We start from the raw sequence: 13,749 nt of genomic DNA, 5'->3' as shown, positions 1-13,749 counted from the left end.
CCGCCCCGCCCCCGCCGCCTCGCCGCTCCGCCGCCCCCGCCGCCTCGCCGCTCCGCCGCTCCCGCCGCCTCGCCGCCTCGAGGTTCCGAGGTTCCGCAGTCACCTTTGGCGCGTCCCCGCACCACGAACCCACCCGAACTGACTGCGCAGCGACGGGTGTCTGCGTTCCGCAGTCACTTCGTGCGGAACGGAACGGACTGCACCCGCCGAAAGTGACTGCGGAAGCAGCGCTTACACACACGACGGATGCCGCGACCCGGTGCCTCCGCGGAGGCGCCGGGTCGCGGCATCCGTTATCGAGTGAGCGTCAGCGCTTGCCGACGATCTGGCGCGAGACCAGGTCGCGCATGATCTCGTTCGTGCCGCCGTAGATGCGGTGCACGCGGGCGTCGAGGTAGGCGCGGGCGATCGGGTACTCGGTGATGTAGCCGTAGCCGCCGTGCAGCTGCACGCCGACGTCGAGCAGCTCGGCCTCGCGGTCGGTCGTCCAGAACTTGACCTTGGCGGCCTCTTCGGCGGTGAGCTTCTGGTCCTTGTAGAGCAGCATCGCGCGGTCGACGTAGGCCCACATCACATCGACGGTCGTCGCCATGTCCGCGAGCTTGAAGCGGGTGTTCTGGAAGTCGGCGATCCGCTCGCCGAACGCCTCACGGCTGAGCACATAGTCGCGCGTCCAGGCGAACGCCGCCTCGCCGGCGGCCGCCGCGGCGACGCCGATCGAGAGGCGCTCGAGCGGCAGGTTCATCATGAGCTGGATGAAGCCGAGGCCCTCCTTGCCGCCGATGAGGTTCTCCTCCGGCACGAAGACGTCGCTGAACGAGAGCTCGGCGGTGTCCCAGCCGTGGAAGCCCATCTTCTCGAGCTTCTTGCCGTGGTCGAAGCCCTGCATGCCGTCCTCGAGGATCAGCAGGCTGAAGGCGTCGGGGCGGTTGCCCTCGCCGGTCTTGACGAACGTCACGACCATGTCGGCGGTCTTGCCCGACGAGATGAACGTCTTCGCGCCGTTGACGATGTAGCCGCCCTCCACCCGCTTGGCGGTGGTCTTGATGCCGCGCAGGTCGCTGCCCGCACCGGGTTCGGTCATCGCGAGGGCGCCGAGGATCTCGCCGGTCGCCATGCCGGGGAGCCACTTCTCCTTCTGCTCCTGCGTGCCCATGTGCACGATGTACGGCACGGCGAGGTCGTCCTGGATTCCGAGTGCGCCGGCGAGCGAGCCCAGGCCGGCGCCGATCGTCTCTTCCAGCACGATCGAGCGGAAGCGGTAGTCCTGCAGCATGCCCGCGCCGCCGAACTCCTCGGGCACCGACAGGCCGATGATGCCCGCCTCGCCCGCGGCAAGCATGGTCGCGCGGTCGATCTCGCCGTCCGCGTCCCACTGCTTGCGCTTCTCGTCCGACGCGTAGCGCTTGACGAACTCCTTGACGACGTCGCGGAACGCCTCGTGGTCCTCGTCGTAGATCTCGCGCTCCATGATGCGCCTTCCTCTCGTCTTCGAGTCTGTGTGGAGACGCACCCCGGTGGAATTGCATCTCACCGTATATGGTACTCAGTTTCACTCCGGGGATGCTGCGGGTCGCGGCATCCGTGATCCGCAGAGTAGTGCCGACGCCCGACGTCAGCCGAGATAGCCGGGAGCCGGGTCGAGGGCGAAGAACTCCTCGAGCGAGGTCCAGCCGCCGTCGTGATAGGCCTTCGCGAGCTCAGGGCCGACGTAGCGGAGGTGCCACGGCTCGGGGAGGTAGCCGGTCACCGGCGTGGCTCCCTCGACGTAGCGCACGATCCACCCGTGCTCCCACGAGTGCCCGGCGACGAACTGACCCTGGGGCGTCGCGGCGAGCTGATCGAGCGTGCCGCACGAGCCGGCGCACGCGACGACGTCGGCGCTGAGTCCCAGCTGGTGCTCGCTGTAGCCGGGCCGCGCGCTCACCTGGTCGGCGCGCTCGCCCTTCTCGGCGAAGTGGCGCCCGTAGGTCTGCTGCTGGGTCTGGTACGAGCGGAACCCGCTCTCGAGCGCGATCTCGCCGACGCCGGCGTCGCGGGCCGCGGTGACGAGCGAGGCGAGAGCGGATGCCGCGTCAGCGCGCAGCGCGCCGCCCTCGATGTTGCGCACCCCGTCGGGGAGGACGAGTGCGCTGGGGCGGTAGTCGATCGGGTTGGCCGGCCGGATCTTGTCCACGACGGTCCAGACGCGGGCGGAGTCGCCGAGGTCCACGCACGGCGCCCGACCCTCGACGACCGCGGCGCGGAACGCCTCGCTGCCGCCGGCCGCGACGATCGCACCCTCGTCGTCGCCGCGCTGCACGGCGGCCGCCACGTCGGGGAGCGAGCAGATGTCGGCCGCCGGCGGGGACTCCTCGACCTGCGGGACCGGAAGCTGCTCGATCTCGGGCAGCTCCATCGTCGTCGTGAGCGCCGCATCGGCGCCGGCGGCCTCCCCCTCGGAGGGGAGCATCATCGCGGTCATCGCCGCCGACCCGAGCAGCAGCGCGGCACCGGTGGCGAGCCCCGCCACCAGGATCAGCCGCTTCGTCAGTCGACGCGGCCGCGCATGGCGCACGGGCCGCGCGCTCTCGTCGGCCTCGAGCAGTCCGTCGGCGCGCGCCGCGCGGCGTTCGCTGACGACGGGGCGGGGCGAGCGCACCGCGCGTCGGCGTCCGCGCACGCGCGCCTCGGGGACACGGTGGGGCGTCGAGTCGGTCCGCTGCGCAGCGGGGTCGGTCGGCCGGAGGTCGAGCGGCAGCGCGGACGGTGCGCCCGCCGAGACCGAACCCGGCTCGAACTCGTCGCTCGGCAACTCGAACGCCACGACGTCGTCGGCGGAATCGGCGGCCGACGCGGGCGCGCCGGCGGGGGCGGATTCCGCCGCGCGGGCACGCCTCGCCGCCTCTTCGCGCATCGCTCGGGCGGCGCGGCGAGTCTCGGGGGCGGCTCGGGGGGTAGCGAGCCTGCCAGGCTCCGTCACGTCAGCCATTCTTACCCGCGACGGCCGGTTTTGGCCAGGCAGGCGGCATCCGTCTCGTCGATGTTCTAGACACGGCGAAGCTGGTCTTGACTTAAGTTCGAAGCTTTGTTCTCATGGATGCATGCGGTGGCAGGGTCAGGAACTGGGCGTGGCGGATGCTGCGGCCCTGCCGGGCCTCGAACAGCTGAACGGTCTGGTGCGCTCGGTGACGACTCCCGAGTTCGCGGGCGTGACATTCCACGAGGTGCTCTGCAAGTCCGCCCTCAACCATGTGCCGGGCGCCTCCGCGATGCCCTTCGACTGGACGGTGAACCCCTATCGGGGCTGCAGCCATGCATGCGTCTACTGCTTACATCCCGACACGCAGGTACTGATGGCCGACGGCCGCAGCAAGCGGATCGGCGACGTGCGCGCCGGCGACGAGGTGATCGGCACGCGGCGTGAGGGTTCGTACCGCCGGTATGTGCGAGCTACCGTGTCCGCCCAGTGGGGCACGCGCAAGCGCGCCTACCGCGTGACGCTCGCCGACGGCACCGTGTTGGTCGCGAGCGGCGATCACCGATTCCTCACCGAACGCGGGTGGAAGTACGTGCAGCCGTCGCCGACTGGTCCGCCCCAGCGCCCGTTCCTGACGACGAACAACAAGCTGATCGGCTTCGGCACCGGCGGCATGATGGCAGACACGACAGAGACCGACGCGTACCGGAACGGATATCTGTGCGGGATGATCCGCAATGACGGGATGATGCTGAAGCGACCGTACCCGCGGTCGAATCGCAACGGCACCTCTCTAGCGCATCGATTCCGCCTCGCCCTGGCAGATGCGGAGGCCTTGGAACGCTCGCGCGAGTATCTTCGGACAGCTGGGGTGGCCACGACGCTTCGTCAGTTCACTCCCGCCACTGCCGAACGTCGACGGATGGACGCGATCTTCACGTCCAAAGCAGCGGATTACGAAGCAATCGGTGCCCTCATCCAATGGCCCGCGTCGGCATCACCCGAATGGATGAGGGGTTACCTGGCCGGAATCTTCGACGCAGAAGGAAGCTGCAGCCGAGGGATTCTGCGATTCTCCAACTCAGACGACGAGATCCTCGCAATGATCGGGACCTCATTGCGCGCCCACGGCTTCGCGTTCGTTCAGGAACCTCCGCGACCGAACGGGGTGAGCAGCGTGCGTCTTCTCGGCGGTCTCCCGGCGCGTCGACGATTCTTCGAGCTCACACGGCCGGCGATCACCCGAAAGCTGAATCGGATCAGCGATGCCGTGAAGTCTGACGCGCCGCTTCGGGTCGTCTCGATCGAAGATCTCGGCGAGACGATCGACATGGTCGACATCACGACGTCGACCGGCGACTTCATCGCGAACGGAGTTGTCAGTCACAACTGCTTCGCGCGCGGGACCCACGAGTACCTCGAGCTCGATGCGGGCCGGGACTTCGACACACAGGTCGTGGTGAAGGTGAACGTCGCCGAGGTGCTCGAGAAGGAGTTGCGGCGGGGCACCTGGCAGCACGATCCCGTCATGCTCGGCACGAACACCGATCCATACCAGCGCGCGGAGGGGCGCTACAAGCTGATACCCGGGATCGTGTCGGCCCTGACCGAGTCGGGCACGCCGTTCTCGATCCTCACGAAGGGCACGCTACTGCGGCGGGATCTGCCCCTGCTGCAGGATGCCGCGAGCCAGGTGCACGTGACGCTCGCGATGTCGATCGCGGTGTTCGACGACGAGCTGCAGCATCTCATCGAACCCGGCACGCCCAATGCGACCGCGCGCCTCGAGACGGTGCGCGCGGCGACCGAGGCGGGATTCCGCGTCACGGTGTTCCTGATGCCGATCATCCCGCACCTCACCGACTCGATCGCGGCGATCGACCACGCACTCGCCCGCATCAAGGCGGCGGGAGCGGTGCGGGTCGTTTATGGCGCACTGCACCTGCGGCCCGGCGCGAAGCAGTGGTTCCTCGAGTGGCTTGCCGAGCGGCACCCCGAGCTCGTGTCGTCATATCGAGGGCTCTACCCCGGCGCGACGGCATACGCGCCGAAGGCCTACCGCTCGTGGCTCGCCAAGCGGGTACGCCCGTTGCTGCGCGTGCACGGTCTCGACGGGCAGGCCGAGGAAGAGAACCCGCGCGGCGCCCCCGTGGCGGGTCTCGCCGCTCGAGCCGATGCCCGCAGCGCGCCGCCGATCATCACGACCTCGCGCGGGCGTGCCGCCGCGACGTCGCTGCGGGCGGCGTCCTCCCGGCCGCAGCCGGGGGCCGAGGCATCCGGCCGGCTCTTCTGAGCCCCGCCCGGCGAGAGTTCGCCGCTGCGCGCTGCGTCGCAGATGCGCAGATGGCCGGGATCTGTGCACACAGAATCGGAGGTCTCGCGCGACGCGCCGAGCGGCAGCATCCGCGTCCCGGCGCGTCGAACAGAACCTCCGATTCTGTGCACGCGGCGCTGCTACGCCGCGACCGCGCCCAACGCCGCCGCGTCGGCACGTTCGACCTCGGCACGTTCGACCTCGGCACGTTCGATCTCGGCACGTTCGGCCTCGACCCTTTCGACGTCGACGAGCGGAGTGCGGACGTGGTCCAGCACGGCGTCGAGCACCGCGTCGTCGGTGAGGATGCGGTTGTGACCGAGGCCGTTCGTCGCGAACATCTTCGCCCCGGGGTTGGCGGCGACGACGCGTCTCGCCTCGGCGAAGGGCACGACGCGGTCGCCGTGGTCATGAACGACGAGGAGCGGCACCCCGCCTGGCAGCGGGCGCCGCACGCTCGACAGCCGCGCCAGCGGGTCGGACTCGCCGGGGAAGTACCGGGTCGCGAAGAGCTCGCGCATGCGCGCCGCGACCGCGTCGGAGTAGCCGAGCATGCCCTGGAACTGGCTCAGCAGCAGGTCGGCGTCGGCGGGTGCGGCGATGGTCACGACGCGCGCCGCATCGATGCCGCCGGCGACGCCCACCAGCGCCGCGAGCCCGCCGAACGAATGCCCGACCATGGCGTCGAACCCGCCGTGGCGCTCCTGGAGGGCGGCGAAGACGTCGAGCCAGTCGACGAGATACGTGTGGCGTCCGCGCGATCCCCCGTGGGCGGGCGCGTCGAACGCGACGACGCGATACCCGTCGGCGAGGAGCTCGCGCACGAGCACCGAGAACTGGCTGGCGCGGCCGTTCCAGCCGTGCGACAGCACGACGGTTCGCGGACCGTCGCCCCACTCGTAGGTGTCGACGTCGACACCGCGGCGGTCGATGCCGGCGATGCGCACCGTATGCAGGCGCGCGCGCAGCATCGTGGCCTCGTCGTCGGCGTGTACGGGTCGCGGCTTCGCGACATGACCGAAGAGCGGCATGGCCACGGCGGCTCCCCACCGCGACGAGAAGACGGCCGCGGCGCGAACGGACGTGCCTGCGGCGGCGAGCGCAAGATTCATCATGCTCCGATCAGAAGAATACGAACGATCGTACTTATAAACACGAACGATCGTACGGTAATCTCGATGTGTGACACAAGGCCCCATCGACCGACGGCGCCTCCGAGGCGACGAGTCGCGGCGCGCCGTGCTGTCGCACGCGGTCGACACCGCAACGGTCGACGGCCTCGACGGCCTCACGATCGGGCGGCTGGCGGAGGCCTCGGGCCACAGCAAGAGCGGCATCGCGACGCTGTTCGGCTCGAAGGAGCAGCTGCAGCTCGCCGTGGTGGCGGCCGCGCGTGAGGTCTTCATCGACCGCGTCGTCGCGCCGGCCCGCGCCCGCACCCCCCGCGGCCTGATCCGCGTGTGCACGCTGCTGGGCGACTGGCTGGACTACTCCCGCGATCGCGTGTTCCGTGGCGGCTGCTTCTTCGCCGCGACCTCCGTGGAGTTCGATGCGAAGCCGGGCGTCGTCCGCGACGCGATCGTCGCGGCGTCGAGCGGGTGGGAGGACTACCTCACCGTGAGCATCGAGTACGCGATGGCCGGAGGCGAGCTGCCCCTCCTCGATGACGCGCGCCAGCTCACATTCGAGATGGTGTCATTCCTCGAGGCGGCGAACACCCGCTCACTGCTGCACACGAGCGAGGAGCCCTACCGTCGCGCCGAAGTCGCGCTCCGCGCGCGCCTCACGTCCCTCGGCGGCGCCCCCGAACTCATCGCCACGATCGGCGCCGCGGCCGCCGCCTGACCCCAGCCCGACAGACGCCGCGATGAGGGATGCCGCCGCCCGCGTCGCCGCCGAGCGCAGGTCGCTCGGCGGAGCGCCGCGTGCGGCCCAGCTGCTCGAAGGGCTCGCGGCCCGGTCGGGGCGGTGACCGACGTGACGTCAGCGCCCGGCGAGCTCCTCGAGCAGGTCGTCGCCGGGACGCACCTCGTCGAACGGCGCCTCGATGTCGGCCCGGTCGAGCAGGTCGGCCAGCCGCTCGCGGCGCGCGCGCGTCACCAACGTGACGACGGTGCCCGGGCGTCCCGCGCGACCCGTGCGGCCGGAACGGTGCAGGTACGTCTTGTACTCGTCGGGGGCGTCCGCCTGCACGACGAGATCGATGTCGTCGACGTGGATGCCGCGGGCCGCGACATCCGTCGCGACCAGCACGTCGATGCGACCCGACGTGAGCTTCTCGAGGTTGCGCGTGCGGCGGGCCTGGTCGAGGTCGCCGTGGAGGGCGAGCGCGCGGATGCCCACGTCGTCCAGCTGGTCGGCGAGCATCTCGGCGAACGCGCGCGTGCGCGTGAAGACGAGCGTCTTGCCGCTGCGATCGACCAGCGTGCGCAGGATGTCGCGCTTGTCGCGATGGTCGACCACGAGAACACGATGATCGATGGTGCCGGTGCGCTGGGTCTCGCCGGCGACCTCGTACACCGCCGGCTCGCTGAGGAACTCCTTCACCAGCGACGACACCTCGCCGTCGAGCGTCGCCGAGAACAGCAGGCGCTGCGCGTCGCGGGACGTGCGGCGCATGATGCGCTGCACCGGCTCGAGGAAGCCCAGGTCGCACATGTGGTCGGCCTCGTCGAGCACCGCGACGCGCACCTGCGAGAGGTCGAGAGCGCGCGACTCCACGAGATCTTCGATGCGCCCCGGCGTGCCGATGACGATGTCGATGCCTCGCTTCAGCGCGCCGAGCTGACGCGCCTTGGGCACACCGCCGTAGATCTGCGTCGTGAAGAGGCCGACGCTGCGCGCGATCGGCTGAACCGTCGCGTCGATCTGCAGCGCGAGCTCGCGCGTCGGCGCGAGGATCAGGGCGCGCGGCGGACGGCCGAACTCGCGCTTCTCGCGCGCCTGCGATCGCAGCACGCTCTCGACGAGCGGGGCGCCGAACGCGATGGTCTTGCCGGACCCGGTGCGGCCGCGCGCCAGCACATCGCGACCGGCGAGGATCGCCGGGATCGTCGCCGCCTGGATGGGGAACGGATGCTGCGCCCCCAGCTCGGCGATCGTCTTGACGATGTTCTGTCCCAGGCCGAGATCGGCGAACGTCACGCCCCCGACCTCGGCGGGTGCGACAGCGGCGGCCTCCAGCCGCTCGTGCACGACATCGCGGCGGACCGGCTCCTCCCGGCGCGGAGCGTTGGCCCGGCGCGGAGCGGCATCCCGGCGCGGAGCGGCATCCCGCCTCGCACCGGCGTCCCGCCGCGCACCCTCGTCGCGGCGAGGTGGAGTGTCCCTCCGCGGCGCCTCGCCGCGCCCGGAGTCACGACGGTCGTCGCGGTCACGCCCCGGTCGCCCGCGGTCGTCCCGCGAGTGCGTGCGGATCGCCCGCGACTCATCCCGGCCTGCCCGCTCCTGCTCGCTCCAGCGGCGCTTCGGCGCCGCGGCGTCCGTGGATTCGGTGCGGTGTCCGCGGTGCCCGGCGCTGCGGCTCCCCTGCGTGCCCGCCGACGATTCGCCGGGCCGGCGCTTGCCGTCCTGAGCGTCGCGGCCCTCGCTCGCCGCCCGGTACTTCGGGTTGTACCGGGGGTCGAAGTTCTTCGCCGCGCGACCGCCGCCGGGCTTCTTGTTCTTGGGCATCCGGCTCCTCCAGGTGCGGGTCCGCGGCACCCGCGCGCCGTCCACGCGGCGCGGCGCGTGGACCGGTCCGTCCAGCGTACCCGGCGCGATCCCTACACCACGGAAACGCTCTATACCACCGACCAGCGCTTTCCCGGCTCAGCGGGATACAGTTTCGGTATGCGGTTCGCCGCTGAACTGGGGAATTGCCGTCTTGACCAACGGGCCCCGGACCGGGGGTTCTTTGGGGGGATATCCGGCTTCGGGGACGCCGTGCAGAACCGATCGTGAGTCGAATGCCTCCCACGACCCTTTCCGACGCTCCACCGGTCACCGTCTCGCCGTCCCGCGCGACGGTCGCCGTCAGCGCGTCGACGCTCACCCGTGTCGACCCCGAACCCGCCGTGGCGCGGGCGCTCTCGCACGCCGCGACGAGCATCCCCACGGGCGCAGCATCCCTTTCGGTGACGACGACCACCGCCGTCGCAGCCACCGGCGCAGCCACCACCGTCACGACCACCGCCGTCCCCACGACCCCGGCCCGACCCGCGGCGCCGAAGACCGACAACGGATACATCGCACATCGCATCGGCCGGCTCGCCGTGCTCTCGCTCCCGGTCGGGGTCGCCGTCGCGATCCTGACGACGCACGACGCCACGTGGTGGCAGCTCCACTTCTCGCAGCTGGGCACGCACACCGACTTCTCGGGCCGCGCCTTCAACAGCATCACGATCTTCTCCGGCTTCTTCCTCGCGGCGTACGGCGTGCTGATCGCGGTGGCGCTGCCCCGCGGCATCCGTCGTCGTGCGTCACGCGCGTTCCGCGGATCGATCGTGTCGGCGGGACTGTTCCTCACCGGCGTCGGACTCGTCCCGATCCCGGTGAGCCCGGTGTTGCACGACGTCATCGCCATCGCGCTCGGGCTGTCGTTCGTCGCGACCGTCGCGACGGGACTTGCGATTCCCGGTCGCAGTCGCCGATTCCGCCGGGCGACCATGCTGTGCGTCGCGCTCCTCGCGACGGGCATGGGCGTGCTCACCGCCGGCTTCATCACTCTCGCGCTCTTCGAGTTCGTCGCTTTCGTGACGATGGGCTTCTGGCTGCTGTCGCTGCCGCGCGCCCTCGCCTACGCACCCGCGCCGGCACCCGTCGCGGTGACCACCACCGCTCCGGCGTCCGCAGAATGGATGGCATGGCAGAACCCGTGGCCCATCCCATCACCGTCGCGATCGAACGGCGCATCGATCCCTCTCGCACCGTCGAAGCCACGAGCTGGATGCAAGCCGGCACCGATCTCGCCGCGCGCTTCGCGGGTTTCCTCGGCTCAGGCTGGGTACGTGCAGGCGAAGGCACCGACCTCTGGTACATGCTCTACCGCTTCCGCGACATCCCGACGCTCGAAGCCTGGGAGGACTCACCGCAGCGGGCATGGTGGCTCGACTCCGGCCGCGCCTTCGCGAGCGAAGTCAGGGTCGAACGACGCACCGGCATCGAGGGATGGTTCGACGCCCCGTTCGCCACGCACGTCGAGTCGAGGCATCCGGGTCACGCGACTTCACCGGTCACCGGACCGGTGCAGCAGCCCATCCCGGCCGCTCCGCCGCGCTGGAAGCAGGCCGTCACGATCTGGCTCGGCTTCTTCCCCACGAACCTCCTCGCGTCGTGGCTTCTCGGGTTCGTCCCGGGCTTCGCGGAGTGGCCGCTGATCGCTCGCGTGCTCCTTTCGACGGTGCTGCTCACCCCCGTCATGACCTACGCGGTGCTTCCTTGGGTGACACGGATGCTGCGCCCCTGGCTCCAGCGCGGCACTTGACGAATCTGTGACCGAATCTTCCTGCGCCGATCACCCTCGACGTTCTCGCGCGGTCGTACTCTGACCTCGTGAGCACTGTGAACACCTCGCCGGTGCCGGACGCCGCTGCCCCGACGCCCGGTCGCAAGGCAGAATCCGAGGCGGTCTACGCCGCCTTCGCCGCCGGCATCGTCGGCGCGATCTACGGCCTCCTCGTGGGGATCCTCGCCCCCGACGTGCAGCTGGGCAGCCAGGCCGATTCGCTCGCATTCTGGGCCGCCTGCGGCGCCGCGGTGGTCGCCGCCGTCGCCTCCACGATCGAGTACTGGCGCTCCCGCAACCGCCCCGGCCAGCAGTGGCGGCAGTCGCTGCCGTCGTGGAAGTACATCGTCAACACCATCTCGGTCGTCATCGTGCACACGGCGCTGGCCTTCGTCGCCGTGTACGCGCTGGGACGCGTGCTCGCGATGGGGTTCATCGGGCTGCCCATCATCACGTTCTGGGCGGTCGTGCTGATGGCGATCACGCTCGGCCTCACGACCTGGTTCGTGTACCTCTCCGTGTCGGCGATGACGACGCAGCGCATGTCGTCGCTGCTGCTCACGTTCATCGCGATCGGCACGCTCACCGCCATGGTGACCACGCCCGACCCAACCTGGTGGACGCTCCACTTCAGCCAGCTCGGCACCTTCGAAGACGACCTCTCGAGCTGGGTGTTCAACGGCACCCTCATCGCCGCGGGCCTGCTCGTGACGACGTTCGCCGTCTACGTCGCCAACGACATGCGCGAACTCACCGAGGCGGGTGTCCTCCAGAACCCTCGCGGAATGCGCATCGTCCCGGTGCTCTTCGTCATCATGGGCATCATGCTCGCGTGCGTGGGCATCTTCCCCGTCGACGTGAACATGCCGGCGCACAACCTGTCGGCCTCCGGCATGGCCGTGATGTACCTGGTGCTGCTCATCGGCGGTCCACGGTTCCTTCGGGGGATGCCGCGGACCTACTTCGTCGCGTCGTGGACGTTCCTCGCGGCGATGGTGGTCTCGGTGATCCTCTTCATCCCCGCGGTCGGGTACTTCTCGCTCACCGCGTTCGAGATCATCGTGTTCGCGCTGGTCTTCGGCTGGATCGCCGTCTTCATCCGCTTCCTGGGCGTCGCCGGCCGAAAGGACTGACTCGGGTCAGGACTCGCTGGGCGCCAGGAAGACGCCGATGCGGGTGCCGTCGAAGACGAACTGCAGGGCGCTGTCGGAGGGGAAGCGGTCGCGGAGCTGCTGCGGCGCGTTGCTGTCGACGACGAACTGGACGGTGGCGGGGAACGCACCCGCGCCGCAGCCGCTGTACATGGTCCCCGACATCGACCACGAGTTCGTGTCGGCGTCGAGCTCGGGCATCTGCTCGGTCGCCACCACGGCGAAGCAGTCGGTGCCGAGGGCGCCGGTGTAGCCGCCGGTGCTCTCGAACAGGGTGAGCCCGTAGTACTCGAAGGCCATCGAGCTCGGGCCGGCGCCGAACCAGCCGGCCGGGACCTCGATGAACGGATCAGGCTCGAGCGTGTCGACCTGCGTCGCACCGCTGGAGGCATCGACCGGCGGCGCGGACGTCAGCGAGTACGTGAGCCCGGCGGCCAGGGCCGCTGCGCCGAGCACGGAGAGCACCCAGAGCGCCACGGACCGGCTCGACATGCGACGGGGCTTTCGAGGCCGGGCGGACGCAGGCATGTCCGACTCGGTCTCGCTCGACTCGCCGATGGCGAAGAGCTCAGCGCCGTCGTCGGCGGGCGGCAGCACCCGCGCCTCAGCGGGTGTGGGCTCGACGTGCGGCTGCCCCTCGGACGGCTCGACCGGCGTCGCGGCGGCCGGTTCATCGCGGCTCGCCTCCAGCTCGCGCAGCCGCTGCAGTGCGGCGGGATCCTGCTCGATGTCGGCGGAGGGGCCATAGGCGCGAGCACGCAGCGTGCGCAGCTCGTCGAGGGTCGCAGCATCCATCTCGTGCATCGTCTCACGCGCGCGCACGCGTGGCCCTCCGCGACGGCCGCGCCCCCGACGACTCGCGCATCGGCCCGCCCGCCCCGCTGGACTGGCTCGTCCACGTCCACGACCGGCAGGTGCGGGCGATCGCCGAGCGCCGCTGACGGCACTCAGCCGGCGGGAGGGCGGACGAAGACGTCCACCGTGTTCTCACGGAATCGGAAGTCGACGTTGCTCCCGTCGGGCAGCCATCGCCCGAACTCGTCCGCTTCCCGCGCGACGCTCAGGGTCAGTGCGACCTCCGTGCCCGGCGGCGCGCACTTGATGGAGAACCTGCCGCTCGCGGCAAGGTCCCAGACGATGAAGCAGACCTTTCCCGCGTGATCCTCGACCGACCACACGCGCACGTCGTGGTACGGCTCGAACCGGCGCAGCGTCGAGGCCACCGGCCCCCTCCCCTGGGCGCTCAGCACGCGGATGATGTCGCTGTCCGCCTCGACGGCGATCTGCTGCAGCGTCGCATCGGGACGTGGCACGAGATTCCACACGGCGACCGCGAGGGAGCTGACGAGCACAGTCCCCCCGACGACAGCCCACGCACGTCGCGGACGCCGCCGGGCGGTGGCCGGTCGCGTGTCGCTCGTCGGCGCCGCGGGCGCGGCTGCCGGCACGAGCGCGACGCCGACAGCCGTTCCACCGGCTCGCGGCGCCGTGGCACCGGCCAGGTGGGCAGCCTCCAGCTCGACGAGCCGGGCGATCGCCGCCGGGTCCGCCTCGATGTCGGCGTCCGGACCGTAGGCCCGCGCGCGCAGCTCGTCGAGCTCGCGTTCGGTGTCTGACGGGCGCGGGCTTCCTTCCGTGAGCTCGGGCGACTCAGGGCCGGAGTCTGGTGCGGAGGGCGATCCATCCACAGCCTCAACGTACCCCCATGCCCTCGCGGAAGGGGCGGCTCCGTTGATGACGGATGCTGCGGGTCTCGGCATCCGTGACCCCTCAGGTCTGCCTGACGGATGGTCGCATCGCGGCACCCCCCGAAGGGCCCGCGATGGGTGGACAATCAAGC

General features: G+C 70.5%; 10 protein-coding genes and 1 pseudogene. 5 read left to right on the top strand and 6 right to left on the bottom strand.

The window, feature by feature from the left end:
* Positions 1 to 307 precede the first annotated feature (307 nt).
* Together AC3A46_RS11600 and AC3A46_RS11595 are read right to left on the bottom strand one after the other, a co-directional pair.
* Complete coding sequence (locus AC3A46_RS11600; RefSeq protein ID WP_487665310.1) at positions 308 to 1,471, bottom strand: acyl-CoA dehydrogenase family protein; 1,164 nt, start codon at positions 1,469 to 1,471, stop codon at positions 308 to 310.
* A 144-nt stretch (positions 1,472 to 1,615) separates the two neighbouring features.
* A complete protein-coding gene (locus AC3A46_RS11595; protein ID WP_487665309.1) occupies positions 1,616 to 2,962 on the bottom strand; it encodes a M15 family metallopeptidase in 1,347 nt (448 codons plus the stop codon).
* Positions 2,963 to 3,083: 121 nt separating this feature from the next.
* Here AC3A46_RS11595 and AC3A46_RS11590 point away from each other — a divergent pair, with 121 nt between their 5' ends.
* Positions 3,084 to 5,252, top strand: a complete 2,169-nt coding sequence (locus tag AC3A46_RS11590) for an intein-containing Rv2578c family radical SAM protein (protein ID WP_487665308.1) — start codon at positions 3,084 to 3,086, stop codon at positions 5,250 to 5,252.
* Between the two features lie 161 nt (positions 5,253 to 5,413).
* On the opposite strand, the gene AC3A46_RS11585 is transcribed toward AC3A46_RS11590, so the two are convergent.
* On the bottom strand, positions 5,414 to 6,388 hold the full coding sequence (locus AC3A46_RS11585) for an alpha/beta fold hydrolase (protein ID WP_487665307.1): 975 nt from the start codon (positions 6,386 to 6,388) through the stop codon (positions 5,414 to 5,416).
* Positions 6,389 to 6,455: 67 nt separating this feature from the next.
* On the opposite strand from AC3A46_RS11585, the gene AC3A46_RS11580 reads away from it, so the two are divergent.
* Positions 6,456 to 7,118, top strand: a complete 663-nt coding sequence (locus AC3A46_RS11580; RefSeq protein ID WP_487665306.1) for a TetR/AcrR family transcriptional regulator — start codon at positions 6,456 to 6,458, stop codon at positions 7,116 to 7,118.
* 138 nt (positions 7,119 to 7,256) lie between these two features.
* Here the strand turns inward: AC3A46_RS11580 and AC3A46_RS11575 are convergent, their stop codons facing one another.
* A complete protein-coding gene (locus AC3A46_RS11575; RefSeq protein WP_487665305.1) occupies positions 7,257 to 8,945 on the bottom strand; it encodes a DEAD/DEAH box helicase in 1,689 nt (562 codons plus the stop codon).
* Positions 8,946 to 9,220: 275 nt separating this feature from the next.
* Here AC3A46_RS11575 and AC3A46_RS11570 point away from each other — a divergent pair.
* The 3 genes and pseudogenes from AC3A46_RS11570 to AC3A46_RS11560 form a co-directional block, all read left to right on the top strand.
* A pseudogene (locus AC3A46_RS11570) lies at positions 9,221 to 9,973 on the top strand (DUF998 domain-containing protein); the annotation flags it as partial.
* Between the two features lie 134 nt (positions 9,974 to 10,107).
* Positions 10,108 to 10,737: an antibiotic biosynthesis monooxygenase gene (locus AC3A46_RS11565; RefSeq protein WP_487665304.1), complete on the top strand. Its 630-nt coding sequence runs from the start codon at positions 10,108 to 10,110 to the stop codon at positions 10,735 to 10,737.
* A 68-nt stretch (positions 10,738 to 10,805) separates the two neighbouring features.
* The gene (locus AC3A46_RS11560; protein ID WP_487665303.1) at positions 10,806 to 11,891 is read left to right on the top strand and encodes a DUF998 domain-containing protein; all 1,086 of its coding nucleotides are present in this window, start codon (positions 10,806 to 10,808) and stop codon (positions 11,889 to 11,891) included.
* A gap of 6 nt (positions 11,892 to 11,897) precedes the next feature.
* On the opposite strand, the gene AC3A46_RS11555 is transcribed toward AC3A46_RS11560, so the two are convergent.
* Both AC3A46_RS11555 and AC3A46_RS11550 read right to left on the bottom strand, forming a co-directional pair.
* Positions 11,898 to 12,731 carry a hypothetical protein gene (locus AC3A46_RS11555; protein ID WP_487665302.1) on the bottom strand — a complete coding sequence of 278 codons (834 nt, stop codon included), beginning with the start codon at positions 12,729 to 12,731 and terminating at the stop codon, positions 11,898 to 11,900.
* Between the two features lie 125 nt (positions 12,732 to 12,856).
* Complete coding sequence (locus tag AC3A46_RS11550) at positions 12,857 to 13,597, bottom strand: hypothetical protein (protein WP_487665301.1); 741 nt, start codon at positions 13,595 to 13,597, stop codon at positions 12,857 to 12,859.
* Positions 13,598 to 13,749 lie beyond the last annotated feature (152 nt).

Source organism: Microbacterium sp. Soil_C_42 (assembly GCF_057656735.1).
The sequence above is the reverse complement of the archived record's forward strand: the minus strand, read 5'-3'. Positions and strand labels throughout refer to the sequence as shown.

What these genes read in the sequence shown, in the direction of transcription:
- AC3A46_RS11585 (WP_487665307.1), bottom strand. Translation starts at nt 6,388, where the DNA reads ATGATGAATCTTGCGCTCGCCGCCGCAGGCACGTCCGTTCGCGCCGCG.
- AC3A46_RS11600 (WP_487665310.1), bottom strand. Translation starts at nt 1,471, where the DNA reads ATGGAGCGCGAGATCTACGACGAGGACCACGAGGCGTTCCGCGACGTC.
- AC3A46_RS11565 (WP_487665304.1), top strand. Translation starts at nt 10,108, where the DNA reads ATGGATGGCATGGCAGAACCCGTGGCCCATCCCATCACCGTCGCGATC.
- AC3A46_RS11575 (WP_487665305.1), bottom strand. Translation starts at nt 8,945, where the DNA reads ATGCCCAAGAACAAGAAGCCCGGCGGCGGTCGCGCGGCGAAGAACTTC.
- AC3A46_RS11590 (WP_487665308.1), top strand. Translation starts at nt 3,084, where the DNA reads ATGCGGTGGCAGGGTCAGGAACTGGGCGTGGCGGATGCTGCGGCCCTG.